Raw genomic sequence first — 16,486 nt, 5'->3', positions numbered from 1 at the left:
ACGCCAGCCTAACCGGCCGGTATCAGCACCATGGCGGCCGCGGTGCCGGCCAGCATGAATGGCCCGAAGGGAATGGCCGACTGCAGCGTGCCCCGCCGCGCGGCAAGCAACCCGAGGCTCCAGAGCCCGCCGAGCAGGAACGCGGCAAAGGTCCCAGCAAAGACGTGCCCCCAGCCCAGGAAACCCAGGTACATTCCCAGGACACCGGCCAGTTTCACGTCGCCGAAGCCCATGCCCGGCGGATACACCGCATGCAGCACGAAATAGAAGAGCCAGAGGACTGCCCCGCCGGCAAGGACGCGCAGCCCCGGAACGCCGAACAGCCCGGCATCCGGCAGGCCCGCAACTGCGGGGCCGAGCGGAAACAGCTGGCTGGCGGCCGCCCCCAGGAGAAGAACGCCGGCCACCGCATAGGACGGAAAAACGATCCGGTCCGGCAGCAGGTGGTGCCGGACATCGATCACGGTGAGCCGAACGGCCATGAGGGCAAAGTAGGCGCACGCGGCCAGGACGAGCCAGAAGGCCAGCGGGTTGGCGGCGCCCAGGGTGCCGAGTCGTTGGATCACTCTCGGATGCTACTGGATATTCATCCGGCCCGTGGGCGCCCGCGCGTAAACTGTGGATATGGCGGCATGGGACAGCAGGAACGGGCGCGGGCCGCTCGCGCCACGCGGCCCGGCGAATCCGGCTGCGGCCTTCCGGCATCTGTGCCGGTCCTCACCCTGGAAGTGGCAGTCGCTGAGGTTCGAGTACCTGGACCGGCCCCTCACCGGCTCCGAGAGCTCCGCGCCGGCTGCCCCCGATGACCTCGTCAGGGCGTGGCTGCGCAGGCCCGGCGCCCTGCGGCTGGAGACAGCCGGCGGCCTGGTGATCGGCAGCACCACCGGCATCAACGATTCACGCGGCGGCTTGTATGTCAGTTCCACAAGGAAGACCTGGCTCCTGCCGCCGAACCTGGTCACCCCGGTGTACGACGACGACGGGCTGGTGCGCCGCCGGCCGGAGGCAGCCTACGGCGAGCCGTCCTTCGGAAACGGCCGGTTCGCCGCCGCCCTGGACCCGGTGGAGCTCGCAGGGAACTCCCCCGTCCCGCTGGAGTTCCCCAACGCCAACGCCGTGGAGCTTGGTGCCATCACGGACGTTGACCACGAGGGCCGGCCCGCCCTGGAAACCACGGTCAGCCCGAACCCCTCGTACCGTCCCGCCGATCCCTCGGCCCCGCTCTGCCGGCCCGGGCGCACGCTGCTGAGGATCGACGTCGGCACCGGTGTCTGCGTTGCAAGTCGCTGGCTGGACGGCCCTGCCGGCGACGGGCCGGGCTACGGGCACTGGCTCAGGATCGTGGGCGTGGACGAGTACATGCTCGATGATCTGTTCCTGGCCGAATCCATGAACCTCACAGACGTCCGCCGCCACATCAGCTGGGACGTCCCGGCGGAGTAGCCGGCCGGGCGGCGCCACGGTGTGACCGGCGTCCGGCGGCCCGGGCCACAGCGGTGTGACTGGCACCGACCGGCCCGCACCGCTAGGCTTCCCCGATGACTGATCCAGCCGACTATTGGCCCCCTTTCGGCCTCACCCTGAGCACGCCGCGCCTCGAGCTGCGCCCCATCCGGGACGGGGACATTCCGGCTGCTGTCGAGGCCGCCCTTAGCGGCGTGCACGAGCCGGGCCGGAACCCGTTCAGCAACCCGTGGACCGAAGCCCCGCCCAGCGAGCTAGGAACCAACATGGCGCAGTGGTACTGGCGGTGCCGTGGCGGCATGAGCCCCCAGGATTGGACTCTTCTGCTCGGCATCTGGCACGAGGACGAATTCGTCGGCTGCCAGGACATCGCGGCCAAGGACTTCGCGGCGCTGAAGACGGTCGGCACCGGGTCCTGGCTGCGCCAGAGCCGCCAGGGCCGCGGCCTCGGCAAGGAGATGCGGGCCGCCGTCGCGCTGTACGCATTCGACTACCTGGGCGCAGAAGTCGCGGAATCCGAGGCAGCTGCCTGGAACCAGCAGTCCCTGGGCGTTTCCCGCTCCCTCGGCTACGAGCTCAACGGCGTCACCCGCGCCTCGTGGGGCGGCAAGACCCAGGAAGTCCAGAACGTCCGCCTCACCCCGGCCACCTTCAAACGCCCCGACTGGAACCTCCAAGTAAAAGGCCACGAAGCCACGGCCCGGTACCTGAACATCCAGAATTGAACAGCAACAGCCCTGCAGCGGCGCCCCGCCGTCGCTTAGCCACCTCACCCTCGCCGGGTTGCCGTGGTTGGGTTTGCGGTGCGGCGGCGTCCCGCCGTCGCTTAGACACCTCCCGTCGCTGCGCTGCGGTCGCTGGGCGACCTTCGCTGCGCTTTGGTCGGCGATGCGCTCCTTTGCGGGACACCGCAGCCCCGCAGAAGTGGGACGCTCACCAAGCCGGGACGCGGTCTTTCGCAAAGGAGCGCATCGCGGCGCATCGGATCCCGGAGGTCGCCCCGCGACCGTAGCGGGTCCCATGCGACGTGTCTAAGCGACGGCGAAAGGCCGTGGTCCGGCGGACCCAACCACGGCAAACCCAACCAAGGCGAAAGGCCGTGGCCCGGTGAACCCAGCGGCAAACCGGACCACGGCCCCAACCCGGGACGCGCCTAGATCTCCGCGCCCTCGAGCAGATCCGTCACCAGGGCCGCGATCGGCGAGCGCTCCGAGCGGGTCAGGGTGACGTGGCCGAACAGCGGGTGCCCCTTGAGCGTCTCGACCACTGCCGCCACGCCGTCGTGCCGTCCGACCCGGAGGTTGTCACGCTGGGCGACGTCGTGAGTCAGGACGATCTTCGAGTTCTGTCCGATCCGGCTCATCACGGTCAGGAGCACGTTCTTCTCCAGGGACTGCGCCTCGTCAACGATCACGAAGGCGTCGTGCAGCGAGCGTCCGCGGATGTGGGTCAGCGGCATGACCTCTAGCATGCCTCGGTCCATGACTTCCTCCACGACCTCCTGGCTGACCAGTGCGCCCAGGGTGTCAAAGACCGCCTGCGCCCAGGGGTTCATCTTTTCCGCCTCAGATCCGGGCAGGTAGCCGAGTTCCTGGCCGCCCACCGCATACAGCGGCCTGAAGACGATCACCTTGCGGTGCTCCCGGCGCTCCAGGACGGCTTCGAGGCCGGCGCACAGGGCCAGTGCGGACTTGCCGGTGCCGGCGCGGCCGCCGAGAGACACGATGCCGACGGACGGGTCCATCAGCAGGTCGATCGCCAGCCGCTGTTCGGCCGAGCGGCCATGGAGTCCGAAGACGTCGCGGTCGCCCTTGACCAGGCGCACCTGCTTGTCCGCACCTACGCGCCCGAGGGCCGAGCCGCGGTTGGACAGCAGGACCAGTCCGGTGTTGGTTGGCATCTCGGCCGCCGCCGGAATGAACACCGGCTCGTGCCCGTAGAGGGTCGCGACCTCTTCCTCGTCAGCATCGAGCTCGGCGACGCCGGTCCAGCCGGAGTCCTTGACCAGTTCGTTGCGGTATTCGTCGGCGAGCAGCCCCATGGCGGAGGCCTTGACGCGCATGGGCAGGTCCTTGGACACCACTGTGACGTCGCGGCCCTCGTTGGCCAGGTTCTTGGCCACGGCGAGGATGCGGCTGTCGTTGTCCGCCCCGCGGAAGCCCGCGGGCAGCACCTCGGCGGAGATGTGGTTCAGCTCCACCATGAGCGTGCCGCCGTCGTGGCCGAGCGGGATGGGACGGTCCAGGCCGCCGTGCTCCAGCCGCAGGTCATCGAGCAGTCGAAGCGCTTTGCGCGCAAAGTAGCCCAGTTCAGGGTCGTGGCGCTTGCCTTCGAGTTCGGTGATGACGACGATCGGCAGGATGACCTCATGCTCGGCGAAACGCAGGAGGGCCCGCGGATCGGAGAGCAGCACGGAGGTATCGATCACGAAACTGCGGGCCGTGCCCCGGATTTCTGTTCCTTCCCCGGAAACAGCAAGACCGGCCGCAGCGGAAGTCGCTGCACCGGTCTTTGAGGTGGCTCGCTTGGCGCGAGAGGTAGCTTTCTGTCCCTGGTCGGAAATGACATCGGGCAGTTGCTCAGAAATAGCCACATCGACTCCAGCCCCGGGGCAATGCCCGGATTTGTTATTGGTGAGGCGGCTCGGCCTGGAGGCCGGACGCGGCCTCCCATACACCCGGTGCGAACATCCGCTCCATGTACTGGCCTCCCCGATCGGCCGGCGAGTTGCCCTCCGATGGGATTAACCTACGTCTCAGGGGCCGGGTTTGTCCGTTTATTTTTCGGCGATTCTTGTTGCCGCTTTGTGAACTCCGCGTGAACGGCTCAGGCGCCGAAGCGGCGCTGCCTGCCGGCGTAATCACGCAGGGCGCGCAGGAAGTCAACCTTGCGGAACGCCGGCCACAGGGCCTCGCAGAAGTAAAACTCACTGTACGCGCTTTGCCACATCAGGAACCCGGAAAGCCGCTGCTCCCCGGAGGTCCGGATCACCAGATCCGGGTCGGGCTGGCCCCGGGTGTAGAGGAACCGCGAGATGTCATCCACGGTGAGGTCATCGGCCAGTTTTCCGATGTCCGCACCCCGGGCGACGGCGTCGTGCAGCAGTTCCCGGACGGCGTCGACGATTTCCCGCCGTCCGCCATAGCCGACGGCGACATTGACGTGCAGCTTTTCGTGCGCCGGCGTGCGGGCCGTTAGGTTGTTCAGCCGCTCGGCGAGGTAGTCCGGCAGCAGTTCGGGGGCGCCCATGGCATGCACCGAGATTTCGGCGTCCTCGTCCAACCGGTCCAGGGTGTTGGCGATGATGCCCATCAGGAGGTCCAGCTCCTCGCCGGAGCGGTTCATGTTGTCCGTGGAGAGCATGTACAAGGTGACCACCTTGACGCCGAGCTCCTGGCACCAGCCCAGGAACTCGTGGATCTTGTCCGCGCCGGCCTGGTGCCCCTGGCTTGTGGGGGCGTTGAACTGGCGGGCCCAGCGCCGGTTGCCGTCGACCATGACGCCGATGTGCCGAGGGATCCGATCAGGGTCCAGGGAGCGCTGGAGTTTGCGCTCGTAAAAGCCGTAGAGGAACCCGGGCATTTCCATCCGGAGATTCACCTGGCTTCCTTGAGGTACTTGATCAGTGCCATCCTAGGCTACCTGCCGGAGCCCGCTGGCGCTTGCAGGACTGCCACCGAAGCATGCCCGACTACTTGTTACCCACCGGTAACTTACTAGTGCGTAGGTTATTATTGCGGGATGGAAAGCAACAGTCTGGAACCTCGGCCGGAGGGTCGGGAAAAGAAGGGGACGCCGGTGGACGATGCCGCTGTCCGTCTTGCCGAACTGCTGATGATCAAGCCCAAATGGCGCGGCTGGATCCACACCGTGACCGCGCCGCTGGCGCTGGCCGCCGGGCTGCTGCTGGTGGTCCTGGCCCCGCCGGATCTGAAGATCGCCTGCGCCATCTACGCCGTCACCGGCGTCCTGCTGTTCGGCGTCAGCGCCGTCTATCACCGCGGGAACTGGTCCCCGCGGGTCAAGATCGTCCTGAAGCGGCTGGATCATACGAACATCATGCTGGTGATCGCCGGAAGCTACACGCCGCTTGCCTGGGCGCTGCTGGACCGACAGAAGGCCGAGCTGCTGCTGTGGGTCATCTGGTCCGGCGCCATCCTCGGCGTGCTCTTCCGCGTGCTGTGGACCAACGCTCCGCGGTGGCTCTACGTGCCGATCTATATCGCGCTGGGCTGCGGGGCCCTGTTCTACCTGCCGGACTTTTTCGCCGCCAACGCGGCATCGGCAGTGCTGATCTGCGTCGGGGGCGCCCTGTACATCACCGGGGCCGTCTTCTACGCCCTGAAGAAGCCGAATTTCAGCTACGAGCACTTCGGCTTCCACGAGCTGTTCCATGCCCTCACGGTGCTCGCGTTCGCCGCGCACTACATCGCCATTGCCATCGCGGTCCTGAGCTGAGCCTGCCTCCCTGCGGTCCGGAGCTGATCATGGCCTCCCTGCGGCCAGGAGCTGATCATGGCCTCCCTGCTTCCCCGAATCTCCCCACCTTTGGACGGCGGTGCCGGAAATCACCGGCGGGTTCGGCCCGACACGCCGGGCGCCGGCTTCAAAGGTGCGGAAACCCGGCGTCGAGATCCCCGGCTCAGCCGGGGCGGCCCGCCGCGATGAGTTCGGGCAGCAGCCGCATGTCCGAGAACACCGTGGTCCCGGGACCGGCCAGCCGCTCGGCCGGGGTGACGCCGCCGGCATACGCGAACACGTGCATGCCGGCCGCCCGGGCGGCCTGGACCCCGTAGGCGCTGTCCTCGACGACGGCGCACCGCTCCGGCGCGGCGTTAAGGCTTTCCGCGGCATGGAGGAACAAGTCCGGCGCCGGCTTGCCGTTGGCCACCTCCGTGGCGCTGAAGATGCGGCCCTGGAAGCGGTGCAGCAGGCCCGTTTTGCCCAGGGTCCGGCGCATCTTGTCGTGGCTGCCGCTGGAGGCGACACAGTGCGGCAGGGGCAGCCCGTCCAGGGCCTCCTCGATGCCGTCGACCGCTTCGAGGTCGCGCTCAAACGCCTCCCTGTACCAGTGGCCGTAGTCCCGGTCCCAGCCCTCGTCCAGCCGGACACCTAACTTCTGCTCGACGGCGGCAACAAAGTGCGCCTCGGACTTCCCGACGAATCGTTCCACGATTTCATCCAGCTCCAGCTCCCAGCCCAGATCTGCCAGCACCCGCTGGTCCACCCGGATCGAGATGACCTCCGAATCCACCAGGACGCCGTCGCAATCAAAGACCACCAGTTCGAAGCCGTTGTGAGAAATCATGAGGCCATCCTAGCCAGGCGCTCACGCACCCCCTGGATGGAACCCGTGGGGCTGTCGCAGACCATGCCCCGGCACAGAAACACCCGCGGTGCCCCGTCGGGAGCCGCGCCGCGGCCGCGCAGCAGCGGCACGGGCCAGGCGGCGGCGTCGTCCTGGACCGCGATCACCAGCCCCGGGCTGGCCGAGAGCAGAAGCTCGTGGTGGAGCGCCGCCCGTTCGGGCGAGTCCGGCCCGGCGACGGCGGCCTCGACTGGGCCGGCGAGGGCGGCCTGGGCGGTCGCGAGGAGCCAGCCGGCCACCCGGGGCGCCCGGAGCGCGAGCGGGGGCAGCAGTGTCAGGATGTTGGCGGCCAGGGCACGGTGCTCCGAGGAGCCGGACAGGGCGGCGTGGGTCACCAGGACCCCGGCCAATGCGGCGGCTCCGCTGGGAGTGGCGTTGTCGAACGGATCCAGCCCGTCCCGGCCGCCCTGGGCTGCGGTGACCTGCGCCGACTCCCCCGCGGCGTCCTTCAGCCCACCGTCGGCCGCGAACCGCTCGCAGGCCGCGTCCAGCAGGTCCGCGGCGAGGCCATACCAGCGGGTGCGCCCGGTGACCGCGTAAAGCGCGAACAGCCCTTCGGCGCACAGAGAATAGTCCTCCAGCAGGCCCCCGATCCCGCGCGCTACCCCGCCGTGGGACACGCGCGTGAGCCGGCCTGGGCCGTCCCCGGCGGGCCGCCAGTGCACGCGCTCAAGGTAGGCGGCAATCCTTTCCGCGGCGGCCACGAGCTCCGGCCGGCCCAGGACGGCGCCGGCGTCGGCGAGGGCCGCGACGGCCAGTCCGTTCCAGCCGGCCACCACCTTGTCATCCCGGCCGGGCTGGGGCCGTCCGCTGCGGGCCTCTGCCAGCAGCGGCCGCACCCGCCGCCACAGCTCGGCGTCCTCGCCGGTTATCTCCCGGCCCGGATGCAGCGGCGAGCCGTCGGCGGTCACGGTCCCCGTTGTGCGGACGTTCATGAGGGCCGCCACGGCGGCACCGTCCGCGGGGCCCAGCAGTTCCTCAAGTCCGGCGGGCGTCCACAGATAGGTGGCGCCTTCGGCGTGCACGCCGGCGACGACCGTATCGGCGTCCAGCGACGACGCCAGGGCTCCGACCGCCGTGTCCGTGTCCGGCCCCGGGGGCGTCTGCGGCCCGGCCGCCGTCTCAGCCGGCAGTCCGAGGCGGGCCAGGAGCCAGTCGGCGGTGCGGCCGGCGACGTCCGCGGCCTCCGCGGCAGGGTACTCGGGGGTGCCGCCCAGACGCACCCAGTGGGCGTAGACGCGCAGCAGCTGGGCGTTGTCGTAAAGCATCTTCTCGAAATGCGGAACGGACCAGTCCCGCGTCACCGAATACCGCGCGAACCCGCCGTCGAGCTGGTCGAACAACGCAGATTGGGACATTGCTGCCAGGGTGCGCCCCGCCATGTCCCGGGCCGCCGCCGCGGTGTCGGGGCCAGAGAAGTCGGGGCCAGAGAAGTCGGGGCCAGCGGCTTCCGGCGGCACGGCCGCATGCCGGATCAGGAATTCGAGCACTGCCGAGGGCGGGAACTTCGGCGCGGCGCCGAAGCCGCCATGACTCTGGTCTTCGGAGCGGGACAAGGCCGCTACGGCTTCGCCAAGGACCGCGGCGTCCAGGGGTTCGGACGGGACTTCGAGCCGTACCGCCGCGGCGGGCTGGGACGCGGCGATGCCGCTCGCCAGGGCGGCGGCGTTGGCCTCGACGGCGCCGCGGCGCTCCCGCCACGCCTCATCGACCGCTTCCAGGACCTGCCGGAAGGAGGGACGGCCCGGCATGGGCCGGGGCGGGAAGTACGTGCCGGCGTGGAACGCCCGCCCGTCGGGCAGGAGGAAGACCGACATCGGCCAGCCGCCCTCGCCGCTGATGGCCTGGGTGGCGGCCATGTAGACGGCGTCGACGTCGGGACGCTCCTCCCGGTCCACCTTGATGGAGACAAAGTGGTCGTTCAGGTAATCAGCGGTGCCCTGGTCCTCGAATGACTCGTGTGCCATGACGTGGCACCAGTGGCAGGCCGCGTAGCCGATGGAAAGGAACACCGGCACGTCCCTGACGGCCGCCGCGGCGAAGGCCGCGTCGCCGAACGGCTGCCAGTGCACCGGGTTGCCGGCGTGCTGGCGCAGGTATGCGGAAGGCTCCGCCGCCAGGGCATTCGAGGCCCCGGACAGCGGACCCGGGGAAGAGCTGCTAGCGGTTTCCGGATCCCGCATCGCCGTTGACTTCCGGCCGGGAAACCCGGCCGTCGGCCGGGAACGTGGTGCCGTCGGCAGGGAACGCGGTGCCGTCGGCGGGGAACTCTGTGCCAGATGCCCCGGTGGTTCCGGCGGCTTCTTCAGCTTCGGTACGCTCGGCCTCGACCTGGGCCCGGTAGCGGACCCTCCGGATGCGCCGGACCATGTCCACGATCAGCACCGCAGTCAGCACCACGATGAAAGCCGTCAGCAGGAAGCCCAGAAAACCCGGGGTGACCTGGTCCTCGGACAGGCCCGGTCGCAGCGACGGCGTAGGGGTTGGCGCCGGGGCTGTTGCCAGAGCAATGAGCAAGGAATGCACGGTGAGAACCTTCTGTGGAAACCGGTGTCTTTTCTTGGGCGCCTGTACTGCAGCGCCTTTTCTGCGGCGTCTTCTAACGCGGTCTTCTAACGCGCCTTTTCTACGGGCGATAGAAGAATTCTATCCCGTCTATCGTAGACCGGCGAAGAGGTCAGTTTCGGGCAGTTCAACCGGAATGCGGGACTCGATCAGCGAGTAGTCCTCCCACGGCCAGACCTTGCGCTGCATGGCCGCGGACACCGCGAAGAAGAATCCTTCCGGGTCCACCTGGGTGCGGTGTGACCGAAGGGCCGCGTCGCGGGCTTCGAAGAAATCCCCGCACTGGACCTGGGTGGTGGTGGGGTGCGTCGGCGGCGGCGGGGTGTGCCCTTCGGCATCCGCCTCCAGCCAGGCGGCCAGCCGCTCGGCATACGGGGACTGCAGTCCGGCCTCCTCCAGGGCGGAGTGGAGCGCGCGGAACCGGTCCGGGCTGAAAGCACGGTCATAGTAGAGCTTGCTGGGCGCCCAGGGCTCGCCGACGCCCGGGTAGCGTGCGGGGTCGCCGGCCGCCTCGAAGGCCTCAACGGCCACCCGGTGCGCCATGATGTGATCCGGGTGCGGATAGCCGCCGTTCTCGTCGTAGCTGAGGATCACGTGGGGCTTGAAGTTCCGGACCAGCCGGACCAGCGGCGCGGCCGCCCGTTCCAGCGGCTGCAGGGCGAAGCACCCCGGCGGCAGGGGAGGCAGCGGGTCACCTTCCGGCAGTCCGGAATCAACGAACCCGAGCCAGCGCTGCCGGACGCCCAGGACCTTGGCTGCCGCATCCATCTCGAGCCGGCGCGCCCCGGCCATGTCCCGCTTGGGGTGCGGCTGGCCCTCCATGACGGGGTTCTGGATATCGCCGCGCGAGCCGTCGGTGCAGGTGGCCACCAGGACGTCGACACCGGAGGCGGCGTACATGGCCATCGTGGCGGCGCCCTTGCTCGATTCGTCGTCGGGATGAGCATGGACCGCCAGCAGGCGAAGCGGTGCTGACGGGCTGGGGGATGCTGTCATCGTGGGACGGCTCCTCTTTCTGCTGTTCTGCTCTGTTCGGGCGGATCTGTCGGGCGGGATGGTGTTCGGGCGGACGGGCTGGGGCGGTTGGCAGTCGGCCCGTGCTGTGGACTCTCCGGTGCGGCCGGGACCGCACGGTCAGCCGCCGCGGAAACAACCCCGTCCGATCCACACTAAACTGGACTGGTGACTTCCGAGGATCAGCCCGCCGCGCCGGCTCCTACCAGCCTAGCCAATCGTTACGGCGGCCAAAAACGCGCGTTGACCCGCAGGGGCAAACGCAACGTGCTGATCGCCGCCCTCGCCGTCGGCATCGCCTTTCTGGTCTGGGTATCGACGTCGGCAGCCACCTCGAGTGTCAGCTTCAAGGACATCGGCTACAACACCCGCGACGCGACCCTGACGGAAATCGACTTTCAGGTGACCAAGGACCCCGCAGCGGATGCGAAATGCGCCGTCAAGGCCATGGATTCGAAGTTCGCGATTGTCGGCTGGAAGGTGGTGGACATCGCGCCCAACGGGGCCGACGCCGGCACCGACGGTGGACACACCACCGGCCACAGCACCCAGCTGCGCACGGAATCGCAGGCGGTCTCCGCCGTCGTGGACAGCTGCTGGATTCCGGACGCCGGAAAGTAGGCGCGGCAACGCCCGACTTCACGCCCCCTCAATGGACGGCGCGGGGGCAAGTGCGGCCTTCCTGTCAAGGGAGCGACATCCCCGGGCGGGCGCCCTATGCTGGTGCCAGCGACTTGTCGGCTGCCAGGGCAGGGCCGGAACCAAAACGGCGTCGTAGCGCCACTGGTGCACGCGTCAACATGAAAGCGGGATGCGCATGAACCCCGAAACCTCGAAAAAGTCCATCGGCCGTGGCGCTGCCGGCATCCTGGCGCTGGCCGTGGCACTGGTCTTGGCGGTTTCGGGCTGCCAGCCAGGGCCCGGCACGGGTAGCCAGGCGCCTGCCCGCGGGGACCGCCCGGGGCATGTGTTTGTGATTAATCTCGAGAATCAAGGATTCGACTCGGCCTGGGGCCCCGGCTCGGACGCCCCCTATCTCGCTGAGACGCTGCGCTCCCAGGGCGTGTTGCTTTCGAAGTACTACGCAATCGCCCATCACTCAGCCCCTAATTACATTGCGCAGATTTCGGGGCAGGCCTCCAACCCCATGACCCGCAACGATTGCGGCACCTATGTCCCGTTCGTGCCGGCGGGCACTGCCGATCCCGGGCAGGTGAAGGGCAGCGGATGCATCTATCCCGCCTCGGTGCCGACCGTCGCCGGGCAACTCAGTGCGGCCGGTAAGACGTGGAAGGGCTACATGGAGGGGATGAAGAGTCCATGCCGTCACCCTGAGACCGGGGCCGAGGACAGCAACCAGGACGCCTCGCCGGGTGATCAATACGCCACCCGGCACAATCCCTTTGTGTACTTCGCGGCCATCACGTCCTCCCCGGATTGCCAGAAGAACGTGGTCGATTTCACCGAACTTTCCGGTGACCTCAAGTCCGTGGCGACTACCCCCAACCTTTCCTACATCAGCCCCAACCTCTGCAACGACGGGCATGACAGTCCCTGTGCGGACGGCAGGGAGGGAGGCCTGGTCAGTTCCGACGTCTGGCTGCGGAAACACATCCCCGCGATTCTGGACTCCCCGGCCTACAAGCAGGACGGGGTGCTGGTCATCACCTTTGACGAAGCTGACGGTGCCAAGCAAGGTCCGAAGGGCGTCCCCGGGGGAACAGCCGGGGGGCGCGTCGGCGCCTTGGTGCTCTCCCCCTTCGTCCGGGGCGGCACAACATCGGACAAGACCTACAGCCACTACAGCCTGCTGGCCACGATCGAAGACATTTTCTCGCTGCCTCGCCTCGCCTATGCCGGCGCCCCCGGAATCGACGGTTTTGGCTCCGACGTCTTTAACTCGGGACCATGACAGGGGGCACGCCGGACGGCAACACGCTGTGACCTGCACCGCAGCGCTCTTTGGTTTATCCACAGCATTGACTACAATGGACCAATACCTTTCCCCCGCTGAGCTGGTTACTGCGTCATAAAAGTGGCCACCGTGGCGGGGTCTTTGCTTGTATGACCACCCGAAGGAGAAGTCCGTGTCTACCACCAACAGCGCAACTGCGGCTTGGCTTACCCAGGAAGCTTTTGACCGCCTGAAGGCAGAGCTGGACCACCTTTCCGGCCCCGGCCGGGCAGAAATCGTCCAGAAGATCGAAGCTGCGCGCCAGGAGGGTGACCTCAAGGAGAACGGCGGCTACCACGCCGCCAAGGAGGAGCAGGGCAAGATCGAGGCCCGCATCCGCCAGCTCACCGTCCTTCTGCGCGACGCCCACGTCGGCGAGGCACCGGCCGATGACGGCATCGTGGAGCCGGGCATGATCGTCGTGGCCAAGATCGCCGGCGACAAGGAAACCTTCCTGCTCGGCTCCCGCGAGATCGCCGGCGACTCGGATCTGGACGTCTTCAGCGAGAAGTCCCCCCTCGGCGCGGCCATCGTCGGCCACAAGGCGGGCGACCAGCTCAGCTACACCGCCCCGAACGGCAAGGACATCACGGTGGAGATCCTGTCCGCCAAGCCGTACGCCGGCTAACACCGCAGCATCTTTTTGTTCCATAGGGATCCGTTCCGAAAAGGATCGGTTCCGCATCGGACTAACGACGCCGGTCTCCCCCTTCGCGGGGAGGCCGGCGTCGTGGTTTCCGGTCTTCCGGGAGGCCGACGCCGGCCGGCGTCGTGCTTTCCGGCGGCCCGGTATGGCGGCTCAGCGCCCCGCGGGTATCGCCCTCTGGCGCCGGGTGCTCAGCAGCAGCGCCGCAGCGACGCCGCCGATCGCCCCGCCCAGGTGCGCCTGCCACGAGACGTAGCTTGCCACGGTCGGCAGGACGCCGAAGAGGATGCCGCCGTAGGCCATGAACAGAACCACGGACAGCGCGATCTGCCACCAGTTCCGGTTGAAGAAACCCCGGACCAGAAGGAATGAGAAGAGTCCGAAGACCAGCCCGGACGCCCCCACCGTGACACTGGTGCCGCCGATGAGCCACACGAGCATCCCGGACGCCAGCCAGCTCGCGGCCAGGGCGATGATGAAGACCCGCCACCCGGACAGGAACACCAGGAACCCGAAGATGATCAGCGGGAGCGTGTTGGACATCAGGTGGGCGAGGCTGGAGTGCAGGAGCGGGAAGGTGAAGATATCCAGGATCCCGTCGAGGTTCCGCGGCCGCAGCCCGAACGTCCGGTTCAGGGAATGGAACAGGGCGGTGTTGAGGATCTCGATCAGGTACAGCAGCACCACGAACGAGCCCACCACCACCAGGCCTGTGCGCGCCCGCGCCCCGGGGGTGTCCCCCGTTTCCGGCCGTCTGTCCGGGGACGAGTCCGTCACCACGGCCCCTAGTGCACCACGATCGGCTGGAACCCCTCGGCCCGCAGCGCCGCCAGGACCTGGCTGCAGTGCTCGTGGCCCTTGGTTTCCAGGTTGACGGTTATGGAGACGTCGCCCATGCTGATCGAGCCGCCCACCCGGGTGTGGTCCAGACCTGTGACGTTGGCGTCGTTTTCGGCGATGATCCGGGCAATCGTTGCCAGCGAGCCCGGGCGGTCATCGAGCATCATCCGCACGGTCATGTAGCGGCCGGCGGCGGAGAGGCCGCGCTGGATGACTTTGAGCATCAGCATGGGGTCGATGTTGCCGCCGGAGAGAACCACGGCAACGGTTCCGGGGTTTTCGATCTTGCCTTCCATCAACGCCGCGACGCCGACGGCGCCTGCGGGTTCAACCACCATCTTGGCGCGCTCCAGCAGGAAGATCAGCGCCCGGGCCAGGGCGTCTTCGCTGACGGTCACGACGTCGTCGACGAGTTCGCGGATGATGCTGAACGGCAGCTGGCCGGGCCGGCCTACGGCGATGCCGTCGGCCATGGTGGAGACCTTCTTCAGCGGGACGAGTGCGTCCGCGGCGAGCGAGGGCGGGTAGGCGGCCGCGTTCTCGGCCTGGACACCGATGATGCGGATGTCCCGGCCGAGTTCCTTGGCGCGGGCCTTCACGGCGACGGCGACGCCGGCCAGGAGGCCGCCGCCGCCGACGCCCATGAGGATGGTGTCGACGTCGGGAACCTGCTCGAGGATTTCCAGGCCAACGGTTCCCTGGCCGGCGACGACGTCGACGTCGTCGAAGGGGTGGACAAAGACGGCGCCGCTTTCGTCGGCATAGCGCTTGGCTTCGGCCAGCGCCTCGTCCACGTTGTGGCCGTGCAGGACCACCTCGGCGCCGTGGCTGCGGGTGGCGGCAAGCTTGGGCAGTGCGACGCCAAGCGGCATGTAGATCCGGGCCTTGATGCCGAGGCTCTTGGCCGCGACAGCCACGCCCTGGGCGTGGTTTCCGGCGGAGGCCGCCACGACGCCGCGCTTCTTTTCGGCATCGGAAAGCTTGGCCATGCGGACATAGGCGCCGCGGACCTTGAAGGACCCGGCCCGCTGAAGGTTTTCGCATTTGAGGAAGACCTCGCCGCCCACCATGCCGCCGAGGGCCCGCGATGATTCCACGGGCGTCCGCGTAATAATCCCGTCGAGCAGCTTCTGCGCCTCCAGGACATCGTCCAGCGTGACGGGCAGGCTCTCAAGGGTATTCACGAACTGTTCTCCTTCTTCGATCAGGCGTCGGTGCCCCGTCCGGCATCGCTGCCCGGAGCACCGCTGTTGGGTGCGGCGCCCTCGCGGCCGGGGGTTCGTCCCGGCAGGTGGACGTCTGTGAAGGTGGTGTCTGCGCCGGAGTCGGGGGCAGGGCTGCCCTCCGGTCCGGCGGATGCCAGCACTTCATCATGTTCCCACGTTCTGCCCGCAATGTAGCGAATCGACGAGTTTGCTACGGCCAGGATCGGAACGGAGAACAGTGCGCCGGGGATCCCTGCCAGGTAGGAGCCGGCCGCGACGGACAGGATCACGGCAACGGGGTGCAGGGACACAGCCTTGCCCATGACCAGCGGCTGCAGGATGTGGCTTTCAAGCTGCTGGACGGCGAGCACGATCGCCAGCATGATCAGTGCGTTGACGGGCCCGTTGGCGACGAGTGCCAGCAGCACCGCGATGGCGCCGGTGACCAGGGCGCCGACCACCGGGATGAAGGAGCCGAGGAAGACGAGGACGCCCAGCGGCAGCGCGAGCGGCACGCCAAGGATGGCGGCGCCGACGCCGATTCCCACGGCGTCCACGAAGGCGACGAACATTTGGATGCGCACGTAGCTGACCATGGAGGCCCAGCCGCGGCGGCCGGCGCCGTCCGTGGCACGGCGCGCCTTGCGGGGCATGAGACCGACCAGGAAGGCCCAGATCCTGTCGCCCTCCAGCAGGAAGAAGATCAGCACGAACAGCGCCAGCACCAACCCGGCGGCGAAGTGCCCGGCCGTGCTCCCGAACGTCAGGGCGCCGCTGAGGATGCTGCTGCTGTTGTTCTGCAGCGCGGCGGTACCGTCCTGGATATATTTGTCGATCTGGTCGGCCGTCAAGTGCAGCGGGCCCTCCGACAGCCAGGTCTGGACCTGCTGCACGCCCGTGAGCGCCTGCTGCCACAGCTCGCCCAAGCCCTGCGTGAGCTGGCGGCCCACCAGGGTCAGTGCACCGACGATGACGCCGATAAAGCCCAGGACCGTGATGGCGACGGCGAGCCCCTTGGGCACGCCGCGCCTGGCCATCCAGTGCGCTACCGGACTCAGGAGCCCGGACAGGAGTGCAGCAACCATCACCGGGATGATGAGGAAGCTGACATGGCTCAGCAGCCAGACCAGGCCCCCGATCACGAGGAGGATGAGTCCCGTGCGCCACGCCCAGGCGGCGGCGATCCGCACGCCATAGGGAATGTCCTGGTCAATGTCGCGGGCGGCCGAAACCCGGGCCCCGGGCCGGGATCCGGTCCCGGCCACGGAAAGGGCGGGGTTTGTGGCGGGTACGGCGTCCTCAGCTGGCGTCATAGCCCCATAATTCCCCAGCGGCGGAGTAATAGGAAACCAGCCGCAGGCAACAGGTACCAGATGCCGGGCCTGTTCAACTGGCCCGGGCCAGCCGGCCTGCGGTCAACTCGCGGGTCT

16 protein-coding genes are annotated in these 16,486 nt (G+C 68.2%); 6 read left to right on the top strand and 10 right to left on the bottom strand.

Translation table 11 applies throughout. The features are described from left to right. Positions 1–8: 8 nt before the first annotated feature. On the bottom strand, positions 9–566 hold the full coding sequence (locus tag C8D78_RS10835; RefSeq protein ID WP_120953565.1) for a prepilin peptidase: 558 nt from the start codon (positions 564–566) through the stop codon (positions 9–11). Between the two features lie 58 nt (positions 567–624). Between C8D78_RS10835 and C8D78_RS10830 the strand changes: the two genes are divergently transcribed. Next, the gene (locus C8D78_RS10830; RefSeq protein ID WP_120953563.1) at positions 625–1,443 is read left to right on the top strand and encodes a hypothetical protein; all 819 of its coding nucleotides are present in this window, start codon (positions 625–627) and stop codon (positions 1,441–1,443) included. 95 nt (positions 1,444–1,538) lie between these two features. Beyond that, complete coding sequence (locus C8D78_RS10825; RefSeq protein ID WP_120953562.1) at positions 1,539–2,189, top strand: GNAT family N-acetyltransferase; 651 nt, start codon at positions 1,539–1,541, stop codon at positions 2,187–2,189. A 428-nt stretch (positions 2,190–2,617) separates the two neighbouring features. On the opposite strand, the gene phoH2 is transcribed toward C8D78_RS10825, so the two are convergent. Beyond that, a complete protein-coding gene (gene phoH2 / locus C8D78_RS10820; RefSeq protein WP_120953560.1) occupies positions 2,618–4,057 on the bottom strand; it encodes an RNA 5'-3' helicase PhoH2 in 1,440 nt (479 codons plus the stop codon). A gap of 233 nt (positions 4,058–4,290) precedes the next feature. Beyond that, on the bottom strand, positions 4,291–5,052 hold the full coding sequence (locus C8D78_RS10815; RefSeq protein ID WP_120954083.1) for an isoprenyl transferase: 762 nt from the start codon (positions 5,050–5,052) through the stop codon (positions 4,291–4,293). Positions 5,053–5,205: 153 nt separating this feature from the next. On the opposite strand from C8D78_RS10815, the gene trhA reads away from it, so the two are divergent. Further along, positions 5,206–5,922 carry a PAQR family membrane homeostasis protein TrhA gene (gene trhA / locus C8D78_RS10810; RefSeq protein ID WP_208641935.1) on the top strand — a complete coding sequence of 239 codons (717 nt, stop codon included), beginning with the start codon at positions 5,206–5,208 and terminating at the stop codon, positions 5,920–5,922. A gap of 184 nt (positions 5,923–6,106) precedes the next feature. Here trhA and C8D78_RS10805 read toward each other — a convergent pair whose 3' ends face one another. The 4 genes from C8D78_RS10805 to mca form a co-directional block, all read right to left on the bottom strand. Then, positions 6,107–6,772: an HAD family hydrolase gene (locus C8D78_RS10805; RefSeq protein WP_120953558.1), complete on the bottom strand. Its 666-nt coding sequence runs from the start codon at positions 6,770–6,772 to the stop codon at positions 6,107–6,109. Continuing rightward, positions 6,769–9,015 (bottom strand): thioredoxin domain-containing protein, encoded by a 2,247-nt coding sequence (locus C8D78_RS10800; RefSeq protein WP_120953556.1) that lies wholly within the window; start codon positions 9,013–9,015, stop codon positions 6,769–6,771. The genes C8D78_RS10805 and C8D78_RS10800 overlap by 4 nt, the downstream gene beginning before the upstream one ends. Further along, positions 8,993–9,358, bottom strand: a complete 366-nt coding sequence (locus tag C8D78_RS10795; RefSeq protein WP_120953554.1) for a hypothetical protein — start codon at positions 9,356–9,358, stop codon at positions 8,993–8,995. The genes C8D78_RS10800 and C8D78_RS10795 overlap by 23 nt, the downstream gene beginning before the upstream one ends. Before the next feature lie 129 nt (positions 9,359–9,487). Next, a complete protein-coding gene (mca, locus tag C8D78_RS10790; RefSeq protein WP_120953552.1) occupies positions 9,488–10,393 on the bottom strand; it encodes a mycothiol conjugate amidase Mca in 906 nt (301 codons plus the stop codon). 186 nt (positions 10,394–10,579) lie between these two features. On the opposite strand from mca, the gene C8D78_RS10785 reads away from it, so the two are divergent. The 3 genes from C8D78_RS10785 (at position 10,580) to greA (ending at position 12,993) form a co-directional block, all read left to right on the top strand. Beyond that, positions 10,580–11,032, top strand: a complete 453-nt coding sequence (locus C8D78_RS10785) for a DUF4307 domain-containing protein (RefSeq protein ID WP_120953550.1) — start codon at positions 10,580–10,582, stop codon at positions 11,030–11,032. A 196-nt stretch (positions 11,033–11,228) separates the two neighbouring features. After that, positions 11,229–12,323 carry an alkaline phosphatase family protein gene (locus tag C8D78_RS10780; RefSeq protein WP_120954079.1) on the top strand — a complete coding sequence of 365 codons (1,095 nt, stop codon included), beginning with the start codon at positions 11,229–11,231 and terminating at the stop codon, positions 12,321–12,323. A 175-nt stretch (positions 12,324–12,498) separates the two neighbouring features. Next, complete coding sequence (gene greA, locus C8D78_RS10775) at positions 12,499–12,993, top strand: transcription elongation factor GreA (RefSeq protein ID WP_120953548.1); 495 nt, start codon at positions 12,499–12,501, stop codon at positions 12,991–12,993. A gap of 171 nt (positions 12,994–13,164) precedes the next feature. Here greA and C8D78_RS10770 read toward each other — a convergent pair whose 3' ends face one another. The 3 genes from C8D78_RS10770 to C8D78_RS10760 are packed head-to-tail and all read right to left on the bottom strand — an operon-like array spanning position 13,165 to position 16,369. After that, positions 13,165–13,788 carry a rhomboid family intramembrane serine protease gene (locus C8D78_RS10770; protein ID WP_425266687.1) on the bottom strand — a complete coding sequence of 208 codons (624 nt, stop codon included), beginning with the start codon at positions 13,786–13,788 and terminating at the stop codon, positions 13,165–13,167. Positions 13,789–13,796: 8 nt separating this feature from the next. Then, positions 13,797–15,035 (bottom strand): threonine ammonia-lyase, encoded by a 1,239-nt coding sequence (ilvA, locus tag C8D78_RS10765; protein ID WP_120953544.1) that lies wholly within the window; start codon positions 15,033–15,035, stop codon positions 13,797–13,799. A 20-nt stretch (positions 15,036–15,055) separates the two neighbouring features. Then, the gene (locus tag C8D78_RS10760) at positions 15,056–16,369 is read right to left on the bottom strand and encodes an AI-2E family transporter (protein WP_120953542.1); all 1,314 of its coding nucleotides are present in this window, start codon (positions 16,367–16,369) and stop codon (positions 15,056–15,058) included. Positions 16,370–16,486: the final 117 nt, after the last annotated feature.

This window comes from Arthrobacter oryzae, from assembly GCF_003634095.1.
In the GTDB taxonomy this organism is placed as follows: Bacteria; Actinomycetota; Actinomycetes; order Actinomycetales; family Micrococcaceae; genus Arthrobacter; species Arthrobacter oryzae.
Note: the sequence above shows the minus strand (reverse complement) of the source record. Positions and strands in the feature narration are given on the sequence as shown.

Coding starts and splice junctions, on each gene's coding strand:
- C8D78_RS10830 (WP_120953563.1), top strand. CDS start 625: ATGGCGGCATGGGACAGCAGGAACGGGCGCGGGCCGCTCGCGCCACGC.
- C8D78_RS10825 (WP_120953562.1), top strand. CDS start 1,539: ATGACTGATCCAGCCGACTATTGGCCCCCTTTCGGCCTCACCCTGAGC.
- C8D78_RS10815 (WP_120954083.1), bottom strand. CDS start 5,052: ATGGAAATGCCCGGGTTCCTCTACGGCTTTTACGAGCGCAAACTCCAG.
- trhA (WP_208641935.1), top strand. CDS start 5,206: ATGGAAAGCAACAGTCTGGAACCTCGGCCGGAGGGTCGGGAAAAGAAG.
- C8D78_RS10805 (WP_120953558.1), bottom strand. CDS start 6,772: ATGATTTCTCACAACGGCTTCGAACTGGTGGTCTTTGATTGCGACGGC.
- C8D78_RS10800 (WP_120953556.1), bottom strand. CDS start 9,015: ATGCGGGATCCGGAAACCGCTAGCAGCTCTTCCCCGGGTCCGCTGTCC.
- mca (WP_120953552.1), bottom strand. CDS start 10,393: ATGACAGCATCCCCCAGCCCGTCAGCACCGCTTCGCCTGCTGGCGGTC.
- C8D78_RS10780 (WP_120954079.1), top strand. CDS start 11,229: ATGAACCCCGAAACCTCGAAAAAGTCCATCGGCCGTGGCGCTGCCGGC.
- C8D78_RS10760 (WP_120953542.1), bottom strand. CDS start 16,369: ATGACGCCAGCTGAGGACGCCGTACCCGCCACAAACCCCGCCCTTTCC.